The sequence below is a fragment of the Gilvimarinus gilvus genome, from assembly GCF_030518155.1.
Lineage (GTDB): Bacteria > Pseudomonadota > Gammaproteobacteria > Pseudomonadales > Cellvibrionaceae > Gilvimarinus > Gilvimarinus gilvus.
The window spans coordinates 115,706-141,777 of sequence record NZ_JAULRU010000319.1 but is presented as its reverse complement, the minus strand read 5'-3'; the positions used below and the strand labels follow the sequence as shown (position 1 = coordinate 141,777).

Genomic DNA, 26,072 nt, shown 5'->3' with positions numbered 1-26,072 from the left:
TACCACCTTCACTGTGCAGTACACCCCGACTCTGGCCGGGGCGTTTAGTTTTGATCTGAGCTTTGTCAATGATGATGCGGATGAGAACCCGTTCAACTTCACCGTCTCGGGCACGGGCTCGGGTGCGCCTGAGATATCGGTTTCCTCCTCAGTGGGCGGCGCAGTCGCCGATGGCGGCACTGATGCACAGGGTTCAGTGTCTGCCGGCACGCCCCAGACCGTGACCTACACAGTGACCAACTCCGGCACCTCTGATCTCGTCATCACCACGGCCACCACCTCGGTCGCCAGTAACGTCACAGTCAATGCCGTCAGCGCACCGGCAAGCACCACGGTAGCTGACGGCGGTGGGAGCACCACCTTCACCGTGCAGTACACCCCGACTCTGGCCGGAGCCTTTAGTTTTGCTTTGAGCTTTGTGAACGACGATGCCGATGAGAATCCGTTCAACTTTACCGTCTCGGGCACTGCCACTGGTGTGCCTGAAATATCGGTCTCATCCTCTGTGGGCGGTGCAGTCGCCGATGGCGGCACTGATGCTCAGGGTTCAGTGTCTGCCGGCACGCCCCAGACCGTGACCTACACGGTCACCAACACCGGCACCGATGATCTCGTCATCACCACGGCCACCACCTCGGTCGCCAGTAACGTCACAATCAATGCCGTCAGCGCACCGGCAAGCACCACGGTAGCTGCCGGCGGTGGGAGCACCACCTTCACCGTGCAGTACACTCCGAGTGTGGCCGGAGCCTTTAGCTTTGCTCTGAGTTTCGTCAACGACGATGCCGATGAGAATCCGTTCAATATTACCGTTTCGGGCACCGCGAGTGCCGCCCAATTTACCGTCGGTGGCACCGTCTCCGGTCTGGCTGGCACCGGTTTGGTGCTTCAGAACAACGGTGGCGATCTTGCCATTGCGACCGACGGAGCCTTTACATTCCCGACCGCGATTGATGACGGAAGTACTTACAATGTCACTGTTGCCACTCAGCCGAGTGCTCCCTCCCAGAACTGCGTCGTAAACAACCCCACGGGCACTATGTCCGGAGCTGATGTAAGCAATGTCGAGGTTATTTGTACGACCGGTTTATCCGGTGTCAGCTTGTCGTCCGTCGGCCGTCTCGGGCAGCTGATTTTGGCACTTCTGATCGGACTAACCGGAGCTTGGTTCGTAAGCAATAGGGGACAGACCCTCATTAAATAGAACAACAAACAATAGAAGCAATAGGAGACAGACCTTAATACGCTACGCTGAGAAGGCTTAGTTCGGGTCTGTCCCGAATTTTATGAGAAGGTGAGCTGGATGCTTTAACCCGCTGAGCTAAAGGTTAATTAAAAAGCCGCTGCCTGAGAGGATGGCGGCTTTTTGTATGGTGGGCGAGCCACAAGGATGTGGCGAATGTCGATACTGCAGGAGCAAGTATCGACCTTCCCAAAATAGAAAGCACCATCCAATAAAAAAAACCGGACAGTTTGCTGTGTGCGGGGTACCATAGTTTGGCCACTGGTTGGTACCATAGTTTGGCCGAAAGTCTGAAGATGCCCCAAAAGAGGCATTAGCGCTAGCATAACCGCAGCATAATAACCTAGTGCATAAAGTAGCCAATAATAAGTAGTACTAGATCGGTTAGATGCTAACCTCAAAGCCCAAACGAAGCTGCTCGGCCAGAAAAAGGAAGCAGGAGGGGAACCGGCACGCCTACAAATATACGTTTTAGTAAATAAGGCAAGGTTGCCTCCTCTAACGGCATCGCCGCCAATCAGCCAGTTGTTTTGTTTGCAAATCGGAGATAGACCGCTGGAACTACCAGCATGTTGAGTACTGTCGAGCTCAGCAGTCCCCACAGTATCACGATGGCCATTGGTGCTTGAATCTCACTGCCGGGCTCGCCTGCGGCCATAGCCAGAGGAATTAATGCCAAAGCCGTCGCCAGTGCAGTCATCAGAATGGGAATCAGGCGCTCTTCCGCCCCGGTTACGATAGCCTGGCGGAAGTCCAAACCGCTATTGCTAAGCTGACGGATGTGGTCAATAAGAATGACACCGTTACGTGTTGCGATACCGAATAACGCAATAAAACCGATAACCGCCGCAATGGTAAGTGTACCGCCTAAGACCCACACACCAGCGACGCCTCCAATAACTGCGAGTGGCAGGTTTAACATAATGAGGCTTGCATCACGTAGGGAGTTAAAAGCGGTCACTAACAAAAAGAATATACCCAAAATGACGAGCATACCGAGCATCAGCAACCGTGTTCCCGTTGACTGGGCACTCTCGAATTGGCCGCCGTATTCGATAAAGTATCCCGTTGGCAGTTCAATACGTTGGTTTATCGCGGTTTGAATATCTTCCACCACACTGACTAGGTCCCGCTCAGAGACATTGGTCATTACCACCAGCTTGCGTTGAACATCTTCTCGGCTGATGGTATTGGCACCACGACGCTTTTCCACGTCCGCCAGTGCCTCAATGGGTACGGTGGCGCCGCTGGGTAAGGTAATCAGCGTTTCTTTTAGCGTTTCCATTGATTGTTTTGCCGAGTCAGGCAACCGCACCACAAGATCGAAGTTTGTCTGCCCCTGCGCAAGACGACCTACGGTTTTACCCGTAAAGGCTGTCTCCAGCAGATTAGCGGCTTCGACCATGCTAAGGCCGTAATTGGCCAGTGCCGCCCGGTTGAACCGCACCTGTACAAAGGGAATTTCACTTTGCTGCTCCATGGCCACATCAACAGCGCCTGGAACTTCGGTCACCAGAGCTTCAACTTGCCGGCCCAGTTTGCGCAACTCGACCAGATCATCACCAAAAATCTTAATAGCAATATTGGCACGTGTTCCCGACAACATGTGGTCAATGCGATGAGAGATAGGCTGGCCAATCACCACATTAGTGCCCGGTATGGCCGCAAAGTCACTACGAAGCGCCGTCAACAGCTCAGATTTACTTCGGTCGGCCATTTTAAGGGTCACCTCTATCTCCGATGCGAATACCTGTTGCGCGTGGGGGTCAAGCTCTGCGCGGCCAGTGCGTCGCGCTGTAGCGACGACTTCTGGCTGGGCCAATAGCATTTTCTCTACTCTACGCCCGATTTCGTCAGAGGTTTCTAGCGCTGTACCCGATAAGGTTACCGCACTCACCGTCAGGCTACCCTCATTAAATTCGGGCAAAAAGCCACGCCCTGTGAACGCCAAGCCAATTGCCGCGATGGCGAGAGCGGCGACCGACAAACCGATCACCCACCCACTTTTATCGAGGGCGGCTTGTAGGCAAGGGCGGTAAAGCTCTTTGAGCTTCCTGATCAGTTTAGAGTCGTGCTCCTGTGTGACGGCTTTACTTTTAGGCAAAAAATACAGACACAAAACCGGGGTAACGGTCAGGGCGACCAATAAAGAGGCCGCTAACGACACCACATAGGCCAAGCCCAGCGGTTGCAACAAGCGCCCCTCGACGCCCGAGAGAAAAAACAACGGTAAAAAAACCAGGATGATTATCAGCGTGGCGAAAACAATAGAGCCCTGTATTTCTCGTGTAGCTTGCAAAATAACAGCGGCAAAAGGCTGTCGTTGCTCGGGTCGCTGATCATTGTTTTCTCGTAACCGACGGACAATGTTCTCGACCACAATAATGGCATCATCGACCAATGCGCCCATCGCAATCGCAATACCACCAAGTGTCATGGTGTTCAGGCTTCCACCCAGCCAACTAATGGTTAGCGTCGCGGATAAAACGGACAGTGGGATTGCCATCAGCGCAATACCCGTGGCGCGAGCGCTGAGCAGAAATGCAAACATTATCGCAACAACTAACACCGCCCCATCGCGCAACGCTTCAACTAAGTTATCAATTGAACTCTGGATAAAATTGGATTGACGAAACACATTGGTGGCAATGACCATGCCTTCCGGCAACGTTTTTTGCAGCTCGGCAATGGTGTCATCCAGATCGCGGGTGACATCAAGAGTATTGATACCAGGTTGCTTTTGTATGCCTAATACAACTGATGACTCACCGTTATAAGCTGCGGTGCCACGTCGTTGAGCAGGCCCGATAAGCACATCAGCTATATCACGCACCAGTACTGGTACACCATTACGCTCAGTTACCACGGCCTGCTCGATATCGGCAATACTGTGTACGCGACCCAAGCCCTGAATCAGGTACTCCTGAAGGTTTTCAACAATAAACCCTGCGGCGGCATTGGCACTGGCGCCACTGACGGCTTCACTTAATTGCGATAGTGAAATGCTATAGGCCGAAAGTCGTTCGGGGGAAGCGATGACCTGGAACTGTTTGGTTTCACCACCATTGGGGATCACTTCAGCTATACCGGGTACGGCCAGTAAGCGTCTGCGAACGACCCAGTCTGCCGTGGTTTTCAGATCCATCTCTGAATGGCGATCTGAGGTCAGCGCGATAAACATGATCTCGCCCATAATAGACGACACTGGTGCCATCACCGGTGCGGGCAGATCAGGAGGTAGACTGGCCGAGAGTGTTTGCAGTTTCTCCGAAACGATTTGCCGCGCTCGATAAATATCCGTGCCCCATTCAAATTCGATACTGACCACGGCAATACCGACACCAGAATTGGAGCGCACCCGGCGCACACCACTGGCACCATTCATGGCTGTTTCGATAGGAAAGGTCACCATTCGTTCAACGTCTTCTGGTGGCATACCGTGAGCTTCAGCCACAACGGTAACCACAGGCGCGGTCAGGTCGGGGAATACATCAATAGGCGTCTGCCGGGCGGACCATCCACCCCACAATAGCAGTAATGCAGCGGCTGCCAACACCAACAAACGATTGCCGAGTGACCAACGGATAAAAGCTTCAATCATAGAAAATGTTTCCGAGTTTCTCTTTAGTGCGCATGACCATGCCCAATGGCATCACCACCGGTTGATGCTAGCTTGATATAGTAAGCGCCTTTGGAGACTACCCATTCTCCGGGTGCGACACCGGCAACCACTTCCACGAGATTACCGTCGCGCAAGCCTAGGGTTACGGTACGGCGGGCAAAGCTCTCACCTTCGGTCTGTACATAAACCGTTGGTTGCCCGCCATCATCAATAATGGCACTAACAGGTATTGCCAGAAGTGCTTTCGGCTTATCGACATAGACATGGGCGGAGAGCCGAGCTCCCAACAGTGATGGCCCGGAATCTTTGGCGCCTGTTTGCAATGGATATTCAATGGCCACGGAAACGGTGCGATTAGTGGGTTCGACCTGCTGTGAAATTCTGACCACCTCTGCGCCATGACTGGCATCCAGTATCCGTGTGCGGCCATCGTGGTTTATCCAGGCGCCACTCGTATGCCGAATGCGATCACCGAATCGCTCGGGCACCGCCACTTCCAGCCAGCGCCGATCCGTAACGGCCAGAGTAAAGAGCGCTTCACCCGCACGAACAAACGCTCCGGGACGTGCCGTAGCTGACACAACCTCTCCCGCAATGGGAGCACGCAGCGCGATACCGGCCGCGGCCGTACCTTTCTGACCTGCACGCTGTTGGATACGCGATTGTGCTGTTTGTAATTCCACCTTAGCAACTTCCAGCACCTGTCGAGCTTCCAATAAGCGTTTCTGTGGAATGGCTCCCTGTTCATACAGGGCCTTCAGGCGTTTGACATCGGCCTGAACTAACTGAAGTTGGGATTTGGCTCGCTCCTGTGCAACCAATAAGTGACCAATGTCAGCGCCTTCGCCCAAGCGCGGAATCAAAGACCCGAGGGATTGGCTGGCTGTAACAATCTGGCCAGCGTTAACCAGTGTCTCAGCCGAAAAATAGCCATCTGAAGGAGCCCTCACTACAGCGTAACCGTCGCTGGGGGCGGAGACGGTAGCGAAGCCAGGTACCGAAGGGCGTAAGGCCCGCATCTCGGCCTTCACTATGGCAAAAGGATTAACCCATTGCTGTTCTTTCAGGTAGCCGATTTCGCCTTCGACAGTTTCTTGATTAACGGTTGCCTCATCTTTGCTGGCAAATACGGTGACCTCACCCAGATCGTGGGTGGAGTGAAAGTCACCATCACGCACTTCCAAAATCAGTTGATATGTGCCCGCATGCTTGGCGGTTACTACGGGTAAAAAAATGCCGGTGCGGGCTGGCGCTTTAACACGAAAGCGAGCAGCCGTTTTACCATCCCGACGCAAATGTATATCCAGCACACCCGACGTCATCGGTTTAAAGTCTTTCAGTCGAGTAAAGTGTGCCACGAAGGTGGACGGTTGGTTCACCACTAACGGCGGAAACTCAACGAATAGCTCTGCATTATTGCTGTAATGGGTATAGACCAGCGCAGGTTCTTCGCTGTGTTCGTCATGATCATCGTGACTGTCGTGACCACCGCCAGCCCAGGCCGGATTAAATAGAGCCGTGACAAGTACCAGTACCATCAGCCATTGCCAGCCCATTGGATTAGTGGTGATGATCATGTTCGCCTTCACCATGGTTATGGGCTTCAGAAGAGGCTTGGGTGGATTCTTCTTCGCGGCTCTCTGTATCGTCAGCTGTTGCTGTACTGGCCTTTTCACCGTAAAAGGCTTCGGTTTCTGGTGCATCGTGACTATGCTCATCTTCTCCTTCGGCGTGGTCGTGGCCGTGGTCATCCTTGGGTGCTGCTTGAGTGGATACTTCGGCGTCATGGTCGTGATCGCCATCGCTGTGATCATGGCCGTGGTCATCACAGGCAGCAAGTCCGAGAGTGAGTATTAACACGAGCAGAGTTGAAGTAGGTTGCATATGATATTTCCTGAAATATTGGTTAATGAGGATTAGTTAACAGCTATTGACCGTTCATATGTTGAAGTTGTATGTGAGCCCGGCGGGCCTGCAATGAGCTATCAATTAAACGCTGCGTAGTGGCTAGATCCGATTGATAGGCGTCCAGTAATTCCATTACGCTTAGCTCGCCGCCCTGATAAGAGAGCTCAGCGAGATAGCTCAAGCTGCTTTCTTGTGAGGGGCTAGCTTTAGAGGGGCTCGCATCGCGGCTGTTTAGTTTTTCCAGCTCTCTCGCCGATTGATAATGGCTGCGCAAAGCATTTTTCAGTGACTGTGTTTTGGCCTGTAATTGGCGTAGCAGAATGGCTTTGTCTGCCTGAAGTTGAAACGCCTGGCTTTGGGCGACCTGGTCGTGTCCCTGACCGCGATCAAACAGGGGGATTTCGATGCCCACCGCGAACGTGTTGCCATCAAGATCCAAGCCGGGCTCAGTGACTTCTTTTCGGCCTACCCCTACCGTTAATTCTGGCCAACGGGATCGCTGTGCTGCCTTAGCGCGGGTCTCCGCGCTGCGCTGCTGAGCAGTGAGTGCCTGTAATTTCGGGTGCTGCACAACGTCTACGGTCGGAAGCGAGGTAGTAGGGGGAAGCAGATTGCCTTTGAGCTGCTCTGCTGGTGAATTCAGTAACGCAAACAGCAACGACTGGTGTGAGTGATATTCGGCATTCGCTAGGGAGTAGTCACTGCCAATCACAGCGAGTTCTTTATTAATACGCAGTACATCAAAACGCGAAGCGTCGCCCTTGTCAGCTCTACGCTGCACGGCATTGGCAAGTTGCTGTAGACGGTTTTTAAGACCTTCAACGGCGGACAGTTTTTGCTGTGCCGCCAGAGTTTGATAAAACTCACTACGCAGACGCAACATCCAGTCACGACGCTCCAACTTCTGGCTATATTCACTGGCAGTCATTGAAAACTTTGCAGCTTCCCGTTCCAGACCATTAACTCCGGCAATATTGATACGTTGTCGCAACCAGATCGTCGTTTCTTCACTCGTTCCCTGCTGCAAACCCAGGTCTTCACGGCTGTATTCGAGACTGGGATTATCCCAGTGCCCAGAGGCATCCAGCTGCGCTTTAGCTTGCGCCTGCTGCGCATCAAATCGACGCTGTACGTCGGGGTCTGACAATCCCTTTTGCAACATTTCCTGCTCTGTTAAAGCATGGACAGCCGATGAAAAAAAGAAAGCGGTGAGAAAAATGGGTAAGATTCTCGGGAGTATTTTTATTTCAGACATTACGGCAGCCACCACCCTAGGACCGTTTCAATAACGTGGTGATGAATAATGGCCATCACAGGTACAGCGAATAACATACCGTAAAGCAAAACCTCAAATGAAAAAGAGTCCGGCCTTTCGTCTTTCTGAATGAGATGTTGGATCCGTAATTGTGTGTTGCTGCCCGTAATAGAAAGGTGTTGAGTTGTCGCAATTTTCGCTCGTTCAAGTTTAACAAGAATCGTAGCTAGCTCTAACGCATCATACTGTTGAGCAACACACTCATCTGCCAGTACTTCAGTGCTCAAATGCCAGCGTTGACGCAAGTTTGTTCTGTGTAAGTGGGCTACAAGTAAGCACTCGAAAAGCGCATTTTTCAAACCATCTCGATTGCGAATATGTGCAGCTTCATGAGCAAGTACTAGACGTTGTTGTCGCTTCGTCAACCACTGTTTAAGGCCGCTGGATAAGAATATGGCGGGGCGTCGAATACCTAATGCAAAAGCTAAAGGACGCGAGTCGTGAAAGTGCTTCAATCGCGCCCCATTAGGCAGTAATTTTTGAAGTAATTTGACGCGGTCGTGATCCTTAGCCTGGCGAATTAGTCGAGCTGCCAGCAAGATCAAAAAACCTAAGGTAGCGATTGCGACTGGCAACGATTGAGCAAGCCCCAAGGCAATTTCGGGTAAATGCTCAAAACAAAAATGCGGATGATGCTGTAAATGCTGTAGGCAATGGTCATGGATCCAATTCATCGCTTTAGCCAGTGACGAAGCGAACAATGCGGCAATCGCTGTTGCTGGAAGAAGCCAAGGCATACCAGCCAGCAACCAAAGCCTGCGACGCTCACTGTCTACCTGTTTGGCTGAAGGTAAGGCGCTAAACAACAGAGCGATTGCATTCCCAAGTGCCCAAGTAGCCAGTGACACAACCAGAAACATCCACAGCAAATTGAGCCAGCCCATAATTAGTCCTGCTCTCCGGACAAACGCTGCTGCTTGCGTCGATTGATTTCTTTTTCCAGTAAGTCCAACGCTTGCTCGTCCAACTGCTCGGCGGCATTAAGAATGGCAGCGGCGGATGATTGAGAATCGCTGTTGAACCGCCCCACCAGGTCATTGATTAAATTACCAAGTAGATCTGTCTTGCTGGTTTTTGCTGAGTAGCGGTAACTATGACTCACCTTTTCCCGATCAGCCAATCCCTTGCGAAAAAGTCGCTCCATTGCAGACTGAACCGTATTTAAGGAGCTAGGGCGGGAGGCACTGACAAACTCATGAAATTCCTTGGCGGTAGCATCAGGTTGCTGCCATAGGTATTCCAGAGCCTGGATTTCTAAATCACCAAGGGGCGTTGGTGCGGAGTTCGGTGCGGCCATCACTAGATACCTGATCATGAGAATGATGCTCAGGGATGCTACAGTCACAAAAACCGATCGTCAATTGGTTTTTTGGTTTGTTTCCATGGAAGTGGTGCGGGGACGTCGAGTTTCTGAGTGGTCGTTCCGGCTCAACGGGTGAGTGGCGAACGCACTTTTGGGGTTGATGGCAATGATTATCGGCTGAGGGGTTTTTACGATAACGGCACTGAAGGCGACATATAATTTTAGCGAATATCAACCGTACCTAGTTAGAGAAGCTGCTACATAGGCTATTTTGAAGAGGCAAGGTTAGAGATTAAAATTAGTGACCGTTTTGACAAAGGTTGCTCCTAACACGGGAAGATAGCGGCTTTCTGTATGCTGGGCGAGCCACATGGATGTGGCGAATGTCGATTCCGCAGGAGTAGGTATCGACCTTCCCAGAGTGGACTCGGCACGTTCTGTGCCTTGGACTTTTCCTGCCGCCGCTACGCTCCCGCGCCCAAATTCGATCCCGTCAAATTTGTGAACTGGGGAGCTGCCCGGAATTTTATGAAAGGTGAGTCGGATGATTCAGCCAACTGAGTTAAAGGTCGATAAAAAAGTCATATGGCTATGGTGAATGTAGGTTCTGGAAGTGAGTGTGAAGGGTTCTCCCAGAGTGAATCAAAAAGACTAGGGTCTTTTTGACCCTTCGGGCTTCGGCTTCACCTCGTTGCTCATTGCAGTGCAATGAGTGAACTGGGGAGCTGCCCCGAATTTTATGAAAAGCTGAGTCGGATGCTCTAACCAACTGAGCCAAAGGCCAATAAAAAAGCCGCTACCTGAAAAGATAGCGGCTTCATTATATGGTGGGCCTTCCCAGACTTGAACTGGGGACCTGCCCTGATTTTAATGAGAAGGTGAGTCGGATGCTCTAACCAACTGAGCTAAAGGCCAATAAAAAAGCCGCTACCTGAAAAGATAGCGGCTTCATTATATGGTGGGCCTTCCCAGACTTGAACTGGGGACCTGCCGATTATGAGTCGGATGCTCTAACCAACTGAGCTAAAGGCCCTTAAACTTGTTCTTTTCCGCTGTAGCGTCGTCGCGTGCTCGTCTCACTCGGTCACATACTCAATGTATGCTCCCTCTTTCGTCTGCGCGGCTCCTAGCTACAACGAAAAATTCCTGCGTTTAAACTTGATCTTTTGCCCCCTGAGCTGCGTTGCTTGCTCGCCATCCTCAGTCACATATTAATATATGCTCCTTGCGGGTGGCTCCCAAGCGCCTTGTCAGGGGCCAAAATCTACTGCGTTCAGCAGTTAATTCATACCACAATGCCGGTTCACCGTTCACCGTTCACCGTTCACCGTTCACCGTTCACCGTTCACCGTTCACCGTTCACCGGTATCGGAGCGGCATTATAGCCGGCTCCGAAGTCTTGTAAATCCCTATTCGTCCAAAAAGCTGCGCAGGTGATCGGAACGCGAGGGATGACGCAATTTGCGCAGTGCCTTGGCTTCGATCTGACGAATACGTTCGCGGGTTACGTCGAACTGCTTGCCGACTTCTTCCAGCGTATGATCGGTGTTCATGTCGATACCAAAGCGCATACGCAGTACTTTCGCTTCGCGGGCGGTGAGGCCGGCGAGAACGTCGCGGGTCGATTCCGTTAGGCCCACGCTGGTGGCTGATTCTACCGGAGACACGATGGTATTGTCTTCGATAAAGTCACCCAGATGCGAATCTTCATCGTCACCGATCGGGGTTTCCATGGAGATTGGCTCTTTGGCGATTTTCAGCACTTTGCGAACTTTATCTTCTGGCATTTCCATACGTTCGCCCAGCTCTTCCGGAGTGGGTTCACGCCCCATTTCCTGCAGCATTTGACGCGATACACGGTTGAGTTTGTTGATCGTCTCAATCATGTGTACCGGAATTCGGATGGTACGTGCCTGGTCGGCAATGGAGCGGGTAATCGCCTGACGAATCCACCAGGTGGCGTAGGTCGAGAACTTATAGCCGCGACGGTATTCAAACTTGTCGACGGCTTTCATCAGGCCGATGTTGCCTTCCTGAATCAGGTCGAGAAATTGCAAGCCGCGGTTGGTGTACTTTTTGGCAATCGAAATTACCAGACGCAGGTTGGCTTCGACCATTTCTTTTTTGGCGCGACGAGCGCGTGCCTCACCGATCGACATCCGGCGGTTAATGTCTTTGATCGCCGATAGCGGCAGGCCACTTTCTTCTTCAACTTGTTTGAGCTTGCGTTGAGCGCGCACAATTTCGGCTTCGAAAGGCTTCAGCGCTTCAGAGTAGTCGCGCTTTTTCTTGATGATTTCGCCTATCCAGTCTTCGTTAGCCTCGTTGCCAGGGAATTCTTTTACAAAGGTTTTACGTGGCATGCGGGCTTTGCGGACACACAGTTCCATCACCATGCGCTCTTCGCGACGGGCGCGATCGAGAATTTCACGTACACCGACGTAAACTGGGTCGAACTGACGTGGTGGTAACTTGAAGAACTTAAAGACCTCACCCAGCTCGTGCAGTTCTTTTATCGCCTGCTTGCTGTCGCGACCGTGTTTTTCGACAGTCTTTTCGGATTTTGCCAGTTGCTTCTTCAGGGCGGTAAAGCGCTCTTTTGCCTCTTCCGGATCCACGCCAGAGGGGGTTTCATCGTCATCATCCGAGTCGTCATCCTTGGCAGCGGCGGGTGTAGAGCCGGCTGTGGGGATTTCGTCGGAAGGGTCGAGCCAGCCAATAATAACGTCGTTGAGGCGACGCTCTTCCTTGGCGACCATATCGTATTCGGTGATCACTTGCTGGACGGCACCTGGCCAGTGTGCAATAGCATGCAAAAGCTCGCGCACACCTTCTTCGATGCGTTTAGCGATGGCGATTTCGCCTTCACGGGTCAGCAGCTCCACCGTGCCCATTTCGCGCATGTACATGCGCACGGGGTCGGTGGTGCGACCGGCTTCGGTCTCGACGGCAGCAAGGGCTGCAGCAGCCTCAGCGGCGGCAATCTCATCGGCTGATGAATCGCCGTCGGCCATGAGCAGGGTGTCCGCATCCGGAGCTTGTTCAAATACCCGGATGCCCATGTCGTTGATCATCTGGATGATGTCTTCGACCTGATCGGGATCGGATATATCCTCAGGCAAGTGGTCATTCACTTCGGAGTAGGTCAGGTAACCCTGTTCTTTACCACGAGCGATGAGCTCTTTAATACGGGACTGTTGCTGTTTAGCGTCGTCAGCCATTCGATACCCTGTGAAGTTAGCAGTTAAAAAGCAAGCGCGGGATTATACTCTAAACGGTTGGGGATGTTCTAGAGAAATCAAGGCTGTCGGGCGCTATCTAGTTGAAAAATTTAGCGGTTTTTGTCTTTTTTCGTTTATTTGAGGGCTGCAATGGCCTTTGCGGTTACGCCTAAGGCTTACGCCCCAGCGCAGCGGCGTACAGCGCGTCCTTTTCGGCGCGGCTAAGTGAGGCTGCATTGGGGCTTTTAAGTTTGGCCATGGCCAGGTTGCGCTGCTTTTTCTCCAGTTGCTCGCGCACTTTCTTCAAGCTGGACTGAAAAGCGCCCCGAGGGTTGTAGCCGTGTTCTTCGCTTTGCTCTTTTTTGCTCAGATTGACCGCAGCCCGCAACAGGTCATTGCCGGCAATGGACGCAATTTGGTCGGATTCGGTTGCACCAAAGCTGGCTCGCCAGTGGCCGAGAATGTGCGGTAGCTGGTAGTGGCTGCGTTCGTGCAACAGCTTTAACAGGCGTCCAAGACGGCGCAGCTCATCACTTGGTTGTTCCAGCCAAAACTTATGGTCGGGTTCTTCGCTGGCGAGCTCAGGGTGGGCCAATAGCAGCGCCATGGCCTTGCGCTCGGGTGGCATCAGGTACCGGCTGTTCTGGGGCGCAGCGGCAGGCGATGGGTACTCTGCATTGCCGCTCATGTGGTTGGGCCCGTGGGGGGGCGGCAGGTCATCGGTGTGCGATGGCTCAAAGTGGAAGTCGGGCGCCTCTAGTGGCGGCGGAATGTCCGGGTAATAATCACCTGTATCGGCCGGGTATTGCTCGGGTGCAGTCGGCAAGGCCTGTTGCAGCTCGGCTACCTTTAGGTGGCCACTGGGCTCTGGGTCTGGCTCGAGCGGTGTTTGTGATGGCAGTGTCTCCGGGCTGGCCACCAGCTCTTCCAGGGTGGCGCGCTGCAGCCCGGTGCGGTTGGCGAGGGAGTCGAACATCAATTCTTTGAACACACCCTTAGGTAGTTTGGCGAGCAGTGGGGCCGCGCGTTTACTGAAGTGGGCCCGGCCTTCCATGGTTTGAATGTTGATGCCCTCGGCGGCGGCATCGAACAGGTAGTCCTCGAGCGGGACGGCCATTGCAATCATGGCTTCAAATTTTTCCGCACCTACCTGTCGAATCAGTGTGTCGGGGTCTTCACCTTCGGGTAAAAACAAAAATTTAACCTGGCGGCCATCGGTCATAACCGGCAGGGCGGATTCCAGAGCGCGGGTGGCCGCCCTGCGTCCGGCGCTGTCACCATCGAAACAGAATACCACTTCACCGGTGTAGCGAAATGCGCGCTCTAAATGGTCCTGGCTGCAGGCGGTACCGAGGGTGGCGACACCGTAGCGCAGGCCAAATTGAGCCAGGCTGACCACGTCCATATAGCCCTCAACGACCAGCAATCGCGGCAGTTCCCGGTACGCCTGGCGCGCCTCGTGTAAGCCGTACAGCTCCTGGCCTTTGTGGAAAACGGGTGTTTCCGGAGAGTTTAGGTATTTGGGTTTGTCGTCGCCCAGAACCCTGCCACCGAAGCCAATAACCCGACCGCGGGTGTCGCGAATGGGGAACATTATGCGCAGGCGAAAGCGGTCGTAGCTGCGCTCAGAGCCTTCGGGTTGAATCAGCATGCCGGCTGTTTGTAGGTCGCGCTTGTCGTCGCTGCTGGTGCCCAGTGCTTTGAGCAGATTGTCCCAGCCCGGAGGGGCGTAGCCAATGCCGTAATCGCGGGCAATATGACCGTTGAGCCCCCGACCTTTTAGGTAGTTTACGGCTTTGTCCCGGCCCGGGTGACTGCGCAGTTGTTCGCGGTAAAAGTCGTTGGCAAGCTCAAGTAGGGCGTAGAGTCGTTTGCGCTGACGCTCCTGTTTGGATTGTGCCGGTGTGGCCTCTTCGCGGGGCACTTCCAGACCGCAAACATGGGAGAGTTGCTCCACCGCCTCGGGAAAGGCGATACGCTCGTAATCCATAATAAAGCCCACGGCGTTGCCGCTGGCGCCACAGCCGAAGCAGTAGTAGAACTGTTTGTCGGGACTTACCGTAAAGGAGGGCGTTTTTTCGTCGTGAAAAGGGCAGCACGCAGCGTAGTTCTTACCCGTCTTTTTTAGTTTGACACGATGATCCACTACCTCGACGATGTCGACGCGATCGAGTAGCTCATCGATAAACGACTGGGGAATTCGGCTCATGAGGGGATTCTAGCGGTTTATCCGCTACCAGCCTAGGCGTTTTGCCGTTGGGGGAGCTTAAGCGAGGCGAGCCTTAATGCGTTTGCTGACGTCGCCCATATCGGCGCGGCCCTGAACCTGCGGTTTGATCAGGGCCATGGCCTGTCCCATTTCGCGCATGCTGGAGGCACCGCTGTCGGCAATCGCCTTGTCGACAATTTGATCCAACTCGGCATCGCTTAACGGCGCGGGCAGAAACTCCTGAATAACGGTACTTTCAGACTTTTCTTTATCGGCCAGGTCGTCGCGGCCAGCCGCTTCGAACTGAGTGATGGAATCGCGACGCTGCTTGAGCATTTTGTCGAGAACGACAAGCACGCGGGCATCGTCAAGCTCGATGCGTTCATCGACCTCTATGCGTTTGAATTCCGAGTTGATAAGACGCAAAACCGCAACGCGAGCCTTGTCTTTGGCCCGCATTGCGGTTTTTAGCTCATCGTTAATTCGGGTTTTCAGTGCAGATGCCATACAGGACCTTGCTTCCGAGTTTTTAGAAGAGCTGGTGCACTCTCCGCCTGTTAGGCGAAGATGTACAACTTAGTACAGGCGTTGAAACTTACGAGATTCGCGCTGTACTTTTTTGGCGTGACGCTTAACAGCGGCTGCCATGTTGCGCTTACGAACAGAGGTGGGCTTCTCGTAGAATTCACGGCTACGAACTTCGGCCAATACACCTGCTTTTTCGCAAGCACGTTTGAAGCGGCGCAGAGCAACGTCAAACGGCTCGTTTTCTTTAATCTTTACTGAAGGCATGCTTTTACCTTTGGTTGACTAATATGTGTCTTTACTAAGACAAAAAATATCTCTTTATATTGAGAGGGCACGGTGTAAACACGTTGGTCTCTCTAAGGGGCGCAGATTTTATACACTTAGCTACCTGCCTGCAAGGGCAAATTCAGGCTTTTTTAGTAGGGCGGCTGGCCCGAACTGGGTGCGATCTATATCATAGCGAGCTTTTATGGCTCTGGAGTCCTACATCATGCGTGTATTGGGGATAGAAACCTCCTGCGACGAGACCGGTATTGCCCTGTTCGACACCGAAAAGGGGCTGCTTGCCCACGAGCTTTATTCGCAAATAGCGGTGCACAGCGAATACGGTGGGGTAGTCCCAGAGCTGGCGTCGCGTGATCACGTGCGCAAGATTTTGCCATTGATTCAATCAGTTATGGACACCGCGGGCGTGACCGCTGCCGATATTGATGGTATTGCCTACACGTCAGGGCCAGGATTGGTTGGCGCTTTAATGGTCGGCGCCAGTGTCGGTCGTTCGCTGGCCTATGCCTGGAAAATTCCGTCGGTTGGTGTGCACCACATGGAGGGGCATCTGCTCGCGCCGATGCTGGAAGAAAACCCGCCTCCATTTCCGTTTGTAGCCCTGCTGGTGTCCGGCGGGCATACGCAGCTGGTTAAAGTGGAGGGTATTGGTCGCTATCAGTTGCTGGGTGAGTCGTTGGATGATGCGGCGGGCGAAGCGTTTGATAAGGCCGCCAAGATGCTTGATTTGGATTACCCAGGCGGGCCACATATTGCTAAATTGGCGGAACATGGCGTGTCGGGGCGCTTTACCTTTCCGCGCCCTATGGTGGATAGACCGGGTCTCGATTTTAGCTTTTCCGGGTTAAAAACCTACACATTGAACACCGTTGCCAAACACAAAGGCCCCAGTGGACTGCCGGATGAACAAACCTGCGCCGATATTGCCCGAGCTTTTGAAGAGGCCGTGGTAGCAACGCTGGTCATTAAGTGCCGGCGTGCGCTTGAAGCTACTGGCTATAAGCGCTTGATTATTGCTGGCGGTGTTTCGGCTAACAAAAGGCTGCGCCAGGAGCTTGAAGTCGCACTGGCCAAAATACATGCGTCGGTATTTTACGCCCGTCACGAGTTCTGCACAGACAATGGCGCCATGATCGCTTACGCTGGCGCACAACGACTGGCCGCAGGTATGACAGAGCCTTTGCCCATAAATGTTACGCCGCGCTGGCCCCTGGAAAGCCTTCCGCCGCTTGACGCTTCATCTACTGACGACTGACAGAGTTTGCTATGGACATTGTTTACATTCGGGATCTTCAAATACAAACCATTATCGGAATCTACGACTGGGAGCGCCAAGTTCGTCAAACGGTCAGTATTGATTTGGAAATGGCGGCGGATATCCGCCGTGCGGCGCAAACCGACGATATCCAGTACGCACTGAATTATAAGGCGGTTTCTAAGCGCGTGATTGCCCATGTTGAAGGGCGTGAGGCGTTGTTGGTGGAGTCCTTGGCGGAAGAGGTGGCCGCATTAGTGCGCGACGAATTTAACGTGCCTTGGTTGCGATTGCGCGTTAGTAAGCCCGGAGCCTTGCGCGGTGCCCGCGACGTTGGGTTGGTTATCGAGCGCGGAGAAAAGCCGGTATGAGCCGAGTCTATTTGAGTTTGGGTAGCAATATTGATCGCTATAGGCATATAGCCGCGGCACTAGATGCACTGGCGCTGCGTTTTGGCGAGCTGACTATATCCACCGTCTATGAGAGCGAGGCGGTGGGGTTTGCCGGGAGTAATTTTCTCAATCTGGTCGTGGGTATTGAAACCGCGGAAAGTCTGGCTGATTTGTCGCAAACGTTAAAGCAGATAGAGGACGCCAATGGCCGGGACCGCAGCGGCCCCAAGTTCAGTCCGCGGACTCTGGATATCGATATTCTCACCTACGACGATTTCTGCGGGGAAGCGGGAGGAGTGCAGCTCCCGCGAGATGAAATTACCAAAAATGCGTTTGTATTGTTGCCATTGTCAGAGCTGGCTCCAGAGCAGCGCCATCCCGTTGCGCAAAAAACGTATCGTTCACTCTGGCAAGAGTATGACTCTGCCCAACAAAAGCTGTGGGCGGTGTCGTTTGAGTGGCGGGGGCGGCAGATATCGCAGCTAAACACTGCTCGTCAGACGTCCGACGACTGACGTCAGACGTTTATAGCCACTTCAGCTTTCGAAACAGCGCCAACAACCCGATACCCACCAGGCTCATCAGCCCCATCACAATAAAGTAGCCGTTGCGAAACTGCAGCTCGGGTATGTATTCGAAGTTCATGCCGTAAATGCCGGCGATAAAGGTGAGTGGAACGAAAATCGCGGTTATCACGGTAAGTACGCGCATGGTGTTGTTGAGCATGTGCGAGGTAAGCGAGAGGTAGCCCTCAATCAGGTCGCCGCAAATTTCGTAGAACATGGTGGCGAGGCTGTGTACTCGCTCGCAGCGGTCGTAGAGGTCTTGCATCGAGTGAGCAATATCATCGGTGGTGCTTTTGAACACAGTCGGCGTTTCTTTTAACAATACTTGAGCGATCCGCTCGTGATAGCTAAACACGCGCTTTAATTTTCGCAGGCGTGATTTGTATGAAATGAGCAAGCGCATAATGTCATCGTTCGGACGTTCTTGCATAGCATCTTCGAGCTCATTAACGCGTTCCTCAAACGTTAGCACCGCATCTATGTGGCGGCCCACAGAGTAGTGCATGATGCGCGTGGCGAGCAGCGGCGGTTGCCTCAGCAAGTCGCCATTGGAGTTGTTCCAGTGTTGCTGAATGCTGAGAGATTTGCCTTGATGCACCGTGATTAATAAACGCTCGGCAGCGAACATCGCGATGGGTACTAAAGTGACGTTTAGATCTTCGTCAAAATCGGTAATACCGCGATATAAAATCAGGACCTGATCATCGAAATCTTCGACTTTTGGTGGGTGGCGTTTGCGTTGAGCATCTTCCACCGCAAGGGGATGGCAGCCGAGTGAAATCAACACCTCTTTTTCGCTGGTGATGTTTTCGCTAAGAATGTCCACCCACAAGTAACCATTCTGGGTGTGCTGCCAGCGTTCAATTTGCTCGGCGCCGCCTTCGCTCCTTGCATTGTCGTCTGTTAGCCACAGCGTCTTGATCATAGTGTTAACCCTGAAGTGTCCGTCCGCCATCTACGGCGATAATTTGGCCGCTGATGTAGGGCGCGTCGTGTAACAAAAAGGCAACGGTGCGGGCGATGTCGTCGGGCTCGCCGGTGCGCCCCAGTGCAACTCTTTGCAGTATAGCGCTCTGTTCGGCCTCCGATAGGGCGGCGGCATCCTCCGGCCAAGCGATTGCACCGGGTGCGATGCCATTGACGCGAACGTCGGGTGCGAGCTCACGAGCCAAGGTTTTCGTCAACATAACATTGCCAGCCTTAGCGATACAGTAAATGCTGTGGCCTTTAAGAGGGCGCTCAGCGTGAATGTCGGCAATGTTAACAATGCAGCCTTTACTGGCGGTCAGGGCCGGGGTCAGGTGCTGGCTAAGAAAAAATGGAGCTTTGAGGTTGCTGCCGATTAAATCATCCCACTGACTTTCGCAGGCTTCGCCGATGGCGGTAGGGTAAAAGCTCGACGCGTTGTTAATGAGCGCGTTGATCTGACCGAAACTCGTCAGGGCGCTATCGGCAAGAGTCTTTACTTGGTCCATCGCGCACAAATCGGCGCTGAGTACATTGACGCTCGCTGCCCGTTGACTGTTTAGCTGCCCCGCGAGTTGTTCCGCATCGCTGAGAGAGTGATGGCAGTGAATGACTAAGCGCCAACCGGCGCTGTGCAGTTTGCGGGCAATGGCAGCGCCTATGCGCCGGGCGCCGCCGGTAATGAGTGCAACGGGGGAATCTGTCATGATTTGCGGCTTAGCTCGTTGGTGGTAGACACGTTGTGTTTGTACTCGGCAATGGCGGCGATGCGCTGGCGCTCCAGCTGCTGGCCCAGCTGTGCACCGGAAAAGCCCGCCGCCAAAAGGTCTTTCGGGTTGACACTATTGCATGCGTCTAGGGCTCCTTGCAAAAATGTGGCCTGTGGGTACTCGCACTGTTCGAACCCGGTACGCCCTTTGGCATCTGCCTCGCAGGCCAATAAAAATTGTTCGAATCGCTCCGGGCGGCGCTGTGCATCGAGGCGCTTAAACAATTTGAATATCGTCGCAGGTTTAAGTTCCTGTGCTCTGTGGGCATGAGTGTGAAACTCGCATGTCAGCAATGCCAGGTCGCGGTAGTCGTTGGGGACAGCCAGGCGCTGGCATAGTGATTGTATAGGCTTTAGTCCGGTTTTTTCGTGGCCGTGATGACGGGGCCAGTCTTGCTCAGGTGTCAGAGCTTTACCCAGGTCGTGCATAAGCGCTGCAAATCTGACCGTCGGACTGTCGCTAAGCCGACAGGCCTGGTGTAGCACCATAAGGGTGTGCAGGCCTGTGTCTATTTCCGGATGATGTTTGGCAGGTTGCGGCACGCCAAATAAGGCCTCTATTTCAGGCATTGTTTTTGCCAAAGCGCCACAGTCTTTCAGAGTCTGGATAAAGACCTCCGGGTTTTTCTCGGTAAGCGCCCGAGACATTTCTTTCCAGACCCGCTCGGCGACTAAGTGGTCGGCCTCGCCTGTTTCGACCATCTCTGTCATGAGTTGCATGGTTTGAGCCGCAACGGTAAAACCCATATGGTGATAGCGCGCGGCAAATCTCGCCACCCGTAAAATACGCACCGGATCTTCGCTAAAAGCCTCGCTCACATGGCGCAATACTCTGTTCTCAATGTCGTGCGCGCCGCCGTACGGATCTACCAGCTGCCCGGTGTCGGTTTGGGCAATGGCATTGATGGTAAGGTCGCGCCGTCGCAAGTCATCTTCAAGGGATATATCGCTTGCGCAGTCAAAGTGAAAGCCGGCATAGCCGCGCCCGGTTTTTCGTTCGGTACGTGCTAACGCGTATTCTTCTTTCGTTTCCGGGTGTAAAAAAACCGGGAAATCTTTTCCGACTGGAGTAAACCCAAGTTCAGACATGGCTTGCGGGCTGGCACCTACGACAACCCAGTCTTTTTCCGAATAGGGATAGCCGAGTAGTTGATCGCGAACAGCGCCGCCGACAAGATAAATGTCCATACCAGTCAAGAGTCTAGCCTTTTTTTCATGAGTCGTTGGGTCGTGGGGTTGTGCAGCTGTTTATTGTCGCATTAAACACTTGTGAAGATACACAAGAATCGCTACATTAGTGTTTTGGTATTGTTGAAACTAATCAAACAAAAAGTATCGATGACACAATTAAATTTTGCCAAACGAATTGATCTTGCACTGCGCCGAGTCTGGCTGGCGGTCTGGTGGTTGCGTGCGGCAAAATTGTGGTTGATGAAGAAGCTTTAACAATATTCTCACAATTAAAATGAAAAGGCCGCTGCTACACACTGCGGCCTTTTTTGTTTTGGTTTAAGTGCGTAGATGGCGGCCGGTAATTAAGATTACAGGCAGCTACCATGCAAACGTCAATCGCTTATTTATTTGTTGTTCTTATCTGGAGTACCACTCCGCTGGCTATCCAGTGGAGCAACGGCTCGGGCAGTTTTATGGCGGCCGTAACGATGCGCATGTCAATCGCACTTTTGGTGGCAATGCTAATTAATGTGTCGCTGGGCCGAGCCCTATTCGATCGCCCCGGGGTGTGGAAGGTCTATTTGGCGGCATCGCTGGGGATCTTTCCGGGTATGCCCTTGGTCTATTGGTCGGCGCAATTTATCCCCTCGGGCGCAATGGCAATTGTGTTTGCATTTTCACCTTTTGTGACGGGCTTTTTCAGTTGGTGGCTGCTGGGGGAAACGGCTTTTACTGCCCGGCGCCTGGCTGCTCTGATCGCTGCGGTAGCGGGTCTTGCATTGGTATTTTCGGGCCAGTTATCTGTGGCGCCCAATTCTTGGCCTGGGGTCGTCGGTATGCTTGCTGCTTGTACTATTTTTAGCGCCAGCTCGGTCTGGTTAAAGCGCCTGAATACTCCAGTGGATGCTTTTAATCAAACCGTAGGTGCACTGTTATTTGCGTTGCCAGGGCTGCTGTTGCTGTGGGCACTTATAGGAGGGCAATGGCACTACAGTATTAAGTCTTTCTCTGCCATTGTTTATCTATCGCTCGGTGGATCGCTGCTGGGGTTTACGCTCTTTTTCTTCGTGTTGGCACGCATGAAGGCGACAGCCGTGTCCTTGATTACCCTGATAGCGCCTGTTTTGTCGCTGCTGCTCGGGGTGTTAGTTGCTCAGGAGGAGCTGCCCGCCTCATCAATCGTGGGGGCGGGGGTGATTATCGGTGCCTTAATCATTTACCTGGATCTCTGGTTTTGGCGAGGGAGGTCGCCCGCTTAAGCTTGGTGATGCAAATTGGTGCAGTTGTGTGCGGTCTTTATTTTGAAATGCACGGTTGTGGTGCTCGCGCCCATTTTCTCACCTTATGTTTTTCTCTTGAAGATTTCTAAGTTGTTGTAATTTAAGGGATAAGTCAAGTTGGCTCGGTCTTCGCTATATGTCGGTCAAGCTCGTTCGGTGTGCTAATCGATACAGCTAACCAAAAAAAGACATTCATTACTGCCATTAGAAACTAGAGGAAGATTTCATGAAGATGATGAACAAAAAAGTGTTGGCCAGCGCTGTTGCCGCTTCTGCTATTGCCTTGAGTGCTGTAGCACCGGTTGCCAACGCAGAGGTGTCTGCATCGGTAGGCGCTGCCAATATGTACTACTGGCGTGGTCTGGACTTGGGTAACGGCGATCCAGCAATTTCTGGCGACATCACCCTGAGCGCTGGTGGCTTCTATGGTGGTGTATGGGGTTCTTCTGGTGATGCTGGCCTGGGCCAAGAGTATGACCTGTACGTTGGTTTTGGCGGTGAAGCCGGTAGCTTCACTTACGACGTTAGCCTCTGGAACTACAACTACCCAAGTGCTACTGACGACATGGGCAACGACGCCTCGCCAGACATCGGTGATTTGACCGAAGCGGTTGTGTCTCTGGGTCTTGGTCCTGTTGCGGTCACTTACTACCACGGTCTGGAAGACCTGGATGAGTACTGGTACGCCACTGTCGGCGCCACTTTTGATAAGTTCAGCGTGACCTACGGTCTGCACGAAGATGATCTGGCGCACGTTGATTTGGGCTACGCATTCAACGACAACCTGAGCTTTACTCTGGGTCAGGTAGTTGACGACGTAGATGGCTCTTATGACGATGACACTAAATTCATCGTATCTCTGAGCTTGCCAATCGAATTCTAAGTAACTAGTCAGTCTTAGAATCTGTTTCGCTGACAGATTAAACAGCGAGCATGAAGCTCTCGGGGCAAACCATTTGGTTTGCCCCGTTTTTTGTTTGGGGGTTGGAATAGTGGGTACGGGGTACGGGGTACGGGGTACGGGAAAAGCGCTTGATGTCTGACGTCGGATGACCTCAGACCTCAGACCTCAGACCTCAGATCTTTTTAGTTTATCTCACATCCCGGCAGCTTCACGGTAAACCTTGCCCCGCCCAGAGGTGAGCGAGAAATTTTCAAATGACCGTGATAGCCCGCGGCGATATCGGCGCATATGGCCAGGCCAATGCCTTGGCCAGGTTTTGATGTGTCGAGACGGGCGCCCCTTTCGAGAGAATTGTTGTGCAAGGTTTCGGCGATGCCGTCGCCATCGTCATCGACGGTGATTTGCAGTTGATCGGCCTTTAGCTGTGCGCTTACGGTGACTTGCCCCTTGCCATACTTACTCGCGTTATCTAACAAGTTGCCGAGAATTTCTAATAGATCTTGTTCGTCGCCAACAAAGGCGAGACGGGGGCTTACGTCGATTGTGAAGTTGACGTGTTTATCACGGTATATCTTTTTCAGTGAGGCTGTTATTCGGTCCGCGGCCTCTGCCAGTGGGACGCGTGTCCGGGTTCCAGAACCTTGTTGGTTTGCAGCTCGTTGCAATTGGTATTTCACTACTTGATCCATCCTTTCGACTTGTTCTAGCACCTGTTGTCCGTAGTCACGGGCGCCGTTGGGGATTCGGGCTGATTTTAGCACTGCCAGCGGTGTTTTCAGGCTGTGTGCCAGATCACTTAAGCTGTTTCGGTAGCGCTTTCGCAGTCGGCTTTCGCCTTCCAAAACGCGGTTGAGTCGATTCACTACGGTTTGAATTTCTCCGGGAAACTCACCATTTAACTGGGCGGTTTCGCCGCTGTGCATGCGCCCCAAGGCGCGAGCAAGGTGTTGCAGTGGCCTCAGCGCCCACGCCAACAGAATGGACTGGAGAAAAATGACGGCCGCTGTTGCCAGTAAAAGGCCGCGCCACTGCTGTTGGCGAAAAGCGTTGAGACCACTGTAGTAGCTTTCTCCGCTGTGCACCAGCGCGAAACGGTAGGGATTTGTAACATTGTTGTTAGACTCCCACAGTACGTCAAAACTGGCATAAAAACTATCACTGCGATCCTTGGGTTGGTGCGAAATTATCAACTCGCCCGGTCGGTCATGAAGGCCAAAAGCATTGGCGGTTGGAATCGGATCAGTGAGTTGGCTTGAAGCCGACTGCCAAATAAGTTCATCCTGAGCGTTGTAGACGTAGGCTTGCACACCTGAATTTGGTTGCTCTAAATCTGGCTCGATCAGTACTGAAGGTAAGGAAAGGGTGTTGTCCGTCATCTCTGCCAGAGAAAACAGTAAGTAAAAGTACCGCTCTAAGCGAACCTGCTCGGCCGCAAGAAGGCTACTGCGAAAGGCCTTGTCTTGCGCCAGGCCAGCCAAAATTAGTACCAGCGGTAGCACAACCAGTGAGCCTACAAGCAGTCGTGTTTTGAGTGTGGTTTGTGCCACTAGCCCGACTGCTCCAGGTTGAATCGATAGCCCATTCCGCGCTGGGTGGCAATGAGGTTTAGGCTGCCATCCGGGTCTAGTTTTTTACGCAGCCGGCCGATAAATACCTCAATGACATTGCTATCCCGGTCAAAATCCTGATCATATAGGTGCTCGGTCAATTCAGTTTTAGAAATGGCTTTGCCCGCGTTTAATGCCAGATAGGCAAGTGTGTTGTATTCGTAGCTGGTGAGTTCCACTGTCTTACCTTGCAGTCGCACCGTTTTTGCGCCGGTGTCCAGCTCTAGTGGGCCAAAGGTGGCAACACTTTTAGCAAGGCCGTAGGCGCGTCGAAGCAAGGCCTGCACCCTTGCCATCAATTCTTCGGGGTGGAAGGGTTTGGTTAGGTAGTCATCAGCACCCGCTTCCAGGCCTTCGACTTTGTCTTGCCAGGCATCGCGAGCGGTTAGAATGAGTATCGGGTAATGAATGTTGGCGTCGCGGACTTTGCGAATCAGGCTGATGCCATCGATCTGGGGCAAACCGAGATCGATGATGGCCAGGTCGTATTGGTGCTCCGTGGCGAGAAACAAACCGTCGCGACCATCGAGCGCGCTGTCGCAGGCAAAACCTGCGTCTTGACATTGTTCAACAATGGATTGATTGAGCGTGGCATCGTCTTCGACAATAAGCAGTCGCATAACTAAGCCCTCCTTGCGATTGGGTTAACCCAGTGGGCGACCGCTGTCGGCATCAATGATAACAGAGTGAATTCGCCCGGATTTTTGTAATAGCTTTACCCTGTACGCTCTTCGGCCCTTAACGTTGACGACCTTGACGTCAATGACCTTACCCCCATATTTTTTGCTGGCAATTTTACCGGCTTGTGCGGCACTGACGGCACATTGAAAGTGGGTAATTGGGGGGCTGTAAGGGCTTTTCTGAGCATAGGCGGTGGTGCCCATACTCAGCAAGCAAAGGAAAACAGCGCAAGTCAGGGTTTTAATCATAATCACGGTTTCTGCTGTTTTGATTGCGCCATTGTATCACCTCAGTGGCGCCGGTGCGGTTTGTGTGTTCGGTACTGCTTGTGTCGGTGTTTGCCGCGGTAGAGTTCAATCCGGCGGCCAGGTTTGTGTTGGGTGACGGTTGTATAAATGTCACCCCGGTAGCGGTAAGTCACCTGATAGCCGCTGATAAAGGTGTGGCGTCGAGATTGGTAGCTGGTTGTGCAACGGCGCTTGTGCTTGCTGCGGTGCCGGTCTATATCGTGGCCAATGCCCGCACCTATCAGGCTACCAATAATAGCGGCATCGGTATTGTGCTGGTGGCGAAGGCCGATCGCAGCGCCAATCGCTCCACCGATAACCGTATGGGTATGGCGGCGTTTCGGGGCAGTGCAGTGTTCCACGGGCTCCCGGATTACACGGGTTTCATAGACGGGTTTCGTGTGCAGAACCCGCCCATAGTCTGGTCTGTCTTTATGGGCCAGCGCTGTATGGCTCAATGTTGCAAGTGCCAGAGACAGGCTTAAGCTCAGGGGGTGAAATACCTTCATAAGTACCTCCAGGTGGGTAACAGTTCACTTGCAGTGTGGTACTTGTTGG

At 52.9% G+C, this 26,072-nt stretch carries 23 protein-coding genes and 1 tRNA gene; 6 read left to right on the top strand and 18 right to left on the bottom strand.

The window, feature by feature from the left end; translation table 11 throughout:
• Positions 1 to 1,204 (top strand): choice-of-anchor D domain-containing protein (locus QWI17_RS05615; protein WP_302721532.1); only part of this gene is annotated, 1,204 nt, incomplete at its 5' end.
• 556 nt (positions 1,205 to 1,760) lie between these two features.
• Here the strand turns inward: QWI17_RS05615 and QWI17_RS05610 are convergent.
• From QWI17_RS05610 to rpsU, 11 genes are all read right to left on the bottom strand, one after another.
• Positions 1,761 to 4,844 carry an efflux RND transporter permease subunit gene (locus QWI17_RS05610; RefSeq protein ID WP_302721531.1) on the bottom strand — a complete coding sequence of 1,028 codons (3,084 nt, stop codon included), beginning with the start codon at positions 4,842 to 4,844 and terminating at the stop codon, positions 1,761 to 1,763.
• 23 nt (positions 4,845 to 4,867) lie between these two features.
• Positions 4,868 to 6,442 carry an efflux RND transporter periplasmic adaptor subunit gene (locus QWI17_RS05605; protein ID WP_302721530.1) on the bottom strand — a complete coding sequence of 525 codons (1,575 nt, stop codon included), beginning with the start codon at positions 6,440 to 6,442 and terminating at the stop codon, positions 4,868 to 4,870.
• Positions 6,426 to 6,749, bottom strand: a complete 324-nt coding sequence (locus QWI17_RS05600; RefSeq protein WP_302721529.1) for a hypothetical protein — start codon at positions 6,747 to 6,749, stop codon at positions 6,426 to 6,428. Before QWI17_RS05600 ends, QWI17_RS05605 begins: the two co-directional genes overlap by 17 nt.
• Positions 6,750 to 6,792: 43 nt before the next feature.
• Entirely contained in the window at positions 6,793 to 7,935 is a 1,143-nt protein-coding gene (locus tag QWI17_RS05595) for a TolC family protein (protein ID WP_302721528.1), read from the bottom strand.
• Between the two features lie 92 nt (positions 7,936 to 8,027).
• Positions 8,028 to 8,894 (bottom strand): M56 family metallopeptidase, encoded by an 867-nt coding sequence (locus tag QWI17_RS05590; protein ID WP_302721527.1) that lies wholly within the window; start codon positions 8,892 to 8,894, stop codon positions 8,028 to 8,030.
• A gap of 80 nt (positions 8,895 to 8,974) precedes the next feature.
• Complete coding sequence (locus QWI17_RS05585) at positions 8,975 to 9,385, bottom strand: BlaI/MecI/CopY family transcriptional regulator (RefSeq protein ID WP_302721526.1); 411 nt, start codon at positions 9,383 to 9,385, stop codon at positions 8,975 to 8,977.
• 962 nt (positions 9,386 to 10,347) lie between these two features.
• Positions 10,348 to 10,424 (bottom strand) — tRNA-Ile (locus QWI17_RS05580).
• Between the two features lie 376 nt (positions 10,425 to 10,800).
• Positions 10,801 to 12,612 carry an RNA polymerase sigma factor RpoD gene (gene rpoD / locus QWI17_RS05575; protein ID WP_302721525.1) on the bottom strand — a complete coding sequence of 604 codons (1,812 nt, stop codon included), beginning with the start codon at positions 12,610 to 12,612 and terminating at the stop codon, positions 10,801 to 10,803.
• A gap of 169 nt (positions 12,613 to 12,781) precedes the next feature.
• Entirely contained in the window at positions 12,782 to 14,821 is a 2,040-nt protein-coding gene (gene dnaG, locus QWI17_RS05570; RefSeq protein WP_302721524.1) for a DNA primase, read from the bottom strand.
• 57 nt (positions 14,822 to 14,878) lie between these two features.
• Positions 14,879 to 15,328: a GatB/YqeY domain-containing protein gene (locus QWI17_RS05565; RefSeq protein WP_302721523.1), complete on the bottom strand. Its 450-nt coding sequence runs from the start codon at positions 15,326 to 15,328 to the stop codon at positions 14,879 to 14,881.
• Between the two features lie 69 nt (positions 15,329 to 15,397).
• Entirely contained in the window at positions 15,398 to 15,613 is a 216-nt protein-coding gene (gene rpsU / locus QWI17_RS05560) for a 30S ribosomal protein S21 (protein ID WP_302714333.1), read from the bottom strand.
• 226 nt (positions 15,614 to 15,839) lie between these two features.
• Here rpsU and tsaD point away from each other — a divergent pair, with 226 nt between their 5' ends.
• The 3 genes from tsaD to folK are packed head-to-tail and all read left to right on the top strand — an operon-like array spanning position 15,840 to position 17,796.
• A complete protein-coding gene (gene tsaD / locus QWI17_RS05555) occupies positions 15,840 to 16,889 on the top strand; it encodes a tRNA (adenosine(37)-N6)-threonylcarbamoyltransferase complex transferase subunit TsaD (protein WP_302721534.1) in 1,050 nt (349 codons plus the stop codon).
• 11 nt (positions 16,890 to 16,900) lie between these two features.
• Positions 16,901 to 17,260: a dihydroneopterin aldolase gene (folB, locus tag QWI17_RS05550; RefSeq protein WP_302721522.1), complete on the top strand. Its 360-nt coding sequence runs from the start codon at positions 16,901 to 16,903 to the stop codon at positions 17,258 to 17,260.
• Positions 17,257 to 17,796, top strand: coding sequence for a 2-amino-4-hydroxy-6-hydroxymethyldihydropteridine diphosphokinase (gene folK / locus QWI17_RS05545; protein WP_302721521.1), 540 nt, complete (start codon positions 17,257 to 17,259; stop codon positions 17,794 to 17,796). The genes folB and folK overlap by 4 nt, the downstream gene beginning before the upstream one ends.
• A gap of 10 nt (positions 17,797 to 17,806) precedes the next feature.
• Here the strand turns inward: folK and QWI17_RS05540 are convergent, their stop codons facing one another.
• The 3 genes from QWI17_RS05540 to QWI17_RS05530 are packed head-to-tail and all read right to left on the bottom strand — an operon-like array spanning position 17,807 to position 20,770.
• Positions 17,807 to 18,772 carry a magnesium transporter CorA family protein gene (locus QWI17_RS05540; protein WP_302721520.1) on the bottom strand — a complete coding sequence of 322 codons (966 nt, stop codon included), beginning with the start codon at positions 18,770 to 18,772 and terminating at the stop codon, positions 17,807 to 17,809.
• Between the two features lie 4 nt (positions 18,773 to 18,776).
• Positions 18,777 to 19,520 carry a pteridine reductase gene (locus QWI17_RS05535; RefSeq protein ID WP_302721519.1) on the bottom strand — a complete coding sequence of 248 codons (744 nt, stop codon included), beginning with the start codon at positions 19,518 to 19,520 and terminating at the stop codon, positions 18,777 to 18,779.
• Positions 19,517 to 20,770, bottom strand: coding sequence for a multifunctional CCA addition/repair protein (locus tag QWI17_RS05530; RefSeq protein ID WP_302721533.1), 1,254 nt, complete (start codon positions 20,768 to 20,770; stop codon positions 19,517 to 19,519). Before QWI17_RS05530 ends, QWI17_RS05535 begins: the two co-directional genes overlap by 4 nt.
• A gap of 368 nt (positions 20,771 to 21,138) precedes the next feature.
• Here QWI17_RS05530 and QWI17_RS05525 point away from each other — a divergent pair, with 368 nt between their 5' ends.
• Positions 21,139 to 22,014, top strand: coding sequence for a DMT family transporter (locus tag QWI17_RS05525; protein WP_302721518.1), 876 nt, complete (start codon positions 21,139 to 21,141; stop codon positions 22,012 to 22,014).
• Positions 22,015 to 22,261: 247 nt separating this feature from the next.
• Entirely contained in the window at positions 22,262 to 22,918 is a 657-nt protein-coding gene (locus QWI17_RS05520) for a TorF family putative porin (RefSeq protein WP_302721517.1), read from the top strand.
• Positions 22,919 to 23,121: 203 nt separating this feature from the next.
• On the opposite strand, the gene QWI17_RS05515 is transcribed toward QWI17_RS05520, so the two are convergent.
• Genes QWI17_RS05515 through QWI17_RS23785 form a run of 4 tightly spaced genes read right to left on the bottom strand, consistent with a single transcriptional unit; the run spans position 23,122 to position 26,023 of the window.
• Entirely contained in the window at positions 23,122 to 24,486 is a 1,365-nt protein-coding gene (locus QWI17_RS05515) for an ATP-binding protein (protein WP_302721516.1), read from the bottom strand.
• The gene (locus tag QWI17_RS05510; protein WP_302721515.1) at positions 24,486 to 25,166 is read right to left on the bottom strand and encodes a response regulator transcription factor; all 681 of its coding nucleotides are present in this window, start codon (positions 25,164 to 25,166) and stop codon (positions 24,486 to 24,488) included. Before QWI17_RS05510 ends, QWI17_RS05515 begins: the two co-directional genes overlap by 1 nt.
• Before the next feature lie 24 nt (positions 25,167 to 25,190).
• Positions 25,191 to 25,475, bottom strand: a complete 285-nt coding sequence (locus tag QWI17_RS05505) for a PepSY domain-containing protein (RefSeq protein WP_302721514.1) — start codon at positions 25,473 to 25,475, stop codon at positions 25,191 to 25,193.
• Between the two features lie 41 nt (positions 25,476 to 25,516).
• Positions 25,517 to 26,023, bottom strand: a complete 507-nt coding sequence (locus QWI17_RS23785) for a glycine zipper 2TM domain-containing protein (RefSeq protein WP_502553140.1) — start codon at positions 26,021 to 26,023, stop codon at positions 25,517 to 25,519.
• Positions 26,024 to 26,072: the final 49 nt, after the last annotated feature.

Coding starts and splice junctions, on each gene's coding strand:
- QWI17_RS05610 (WP_302721531.1), bottom strand. CDS start 4,844: ATGATTGAAGCTTTTATCCGTTGGTCACTCGGCAATCGTTTGTTGGTG.
- QWI17_RS05605 (WP_302721530.1), bottom strand. CDS start 6,442: ATGATCATCACCACTAATCCAATGGGCTGGCAATGGCTGATGGTACTG.
- QWI17_RS05600 (WP_302721529.1), bottom strand. CDS start 6,749: ATGCAACCTACTTCAACTCTGCTCGTGTTAATACTCACTCTCGGACTT.
- QWI17_RS05595 (WP_302721528.1), bottom strand. CDS start 7,935: ATGTTGCAAAAGGGATTGTCAGACCCCGACGTACAGCGTCGATTTGAT.
- QWI17_RS05585 (WP_302721526.1), bottom strand. CDS start 9,385: ATGGCCGCACCGAACTCCGCACCAACGCCCCTTGGTGATTTAGAAATC.
- rpoD (WP_302721525.1), bottom strand. CDS start 12,612: ATGGCTGACGACGCTAAACAGCAACAGTCCCGTATTAAAGAGCTCATC.
- dnaG (WP_302721524.1), bottom strand. CDS start 14,821: ATGAGCCGAATTCCCCAGTCGTTTATCGATGAGCTACTCGATCGCGTC.
- QWI17_RS05565 (WP_302721523.1), bottom strand. CDS start 15,328: ATGGCATCTGCACTGAAAACCCGAATTAACGATGAGCTAAAAACCGCA.
- rpsU (WP_302714333.1), bottom strand. CDS start 15,613: ATGCCTTCAGTAAAGATTAAAGAAAACGAGCCGTTTGACGTTGCTCTG.
- tsaD (WP_302721534.1), top strand. CDS start 15,840: ATGCGTGTATTGGGGATAGAAACCTCCTGCGACGAGACCGGTATTGCC.
- folB (WP_302721522.1), top strand. CDS start 16,901: ATGGACATTGTTTACATTCGGGATCTTCAAATACAAACCATTATCGGA.
- folK (WP_302721521.1), top strand. CDS start 17,257: ATGAGCCGAGTCTATTTGAGTTTGGGTAGCAATATTGATCGCTATAGG.
- QWI17_RS05540 (WP_302721520.1), bottom strand. CDS start 18,772: ATGATCAAGACGCTGTGGCTAACAGACGACAATGCAAGGAGCGAAGGC.
- QWI17_RS05535 (WP_302721519.1), bottom strand. CDS start 19,520: ATGACAGATTCCCCCGTTGCACTCATTACCGGCGGCGCCCGGCGCATA.
- QWI17_RS05530 (WP_302721533.1), bottom strand. CDS start 20,770: ATGGACATTTATCTTGTCGGCGGCGCTGTTCGCGATCAACTACTCGGC.
- QWI17_RS05525 (WP_302721518.1), top strand. CDS start 21,139: ATGCAAACGTCAATCGCTTATTTATTTGTTGTTCTTATCTGGAGTACC.
- QWI17_RS05520 (WP_302721517.1), top strand. CDS start 22,262: ATGAAGATGATGAACAAAAAAGTGTTGGCCAGCGCTGTTGCCGCTTCT.
- QWI17_RS05510 (WP_302721515.1), bottom strand. CDS start 25,166: ATGCGACTGCTTATTGTCGAAGACGATGCCACGCTCAATCAATCCATT.
- QWI17_RS05505 (WP_302721514.1), bottom strand. CDS start 25,475: ATGATTAAAACCCTGACTTGCGCTGTTTTCCTTTGCTTGCTGAGTATG.
- QWI17_RS23785 (WP_502553140.1), bottom strand. CDS start 26,023: ATGAAGGTATTTCACCCCCTGAGCTTAAGCCTGTCTCTGGCACTTGCA.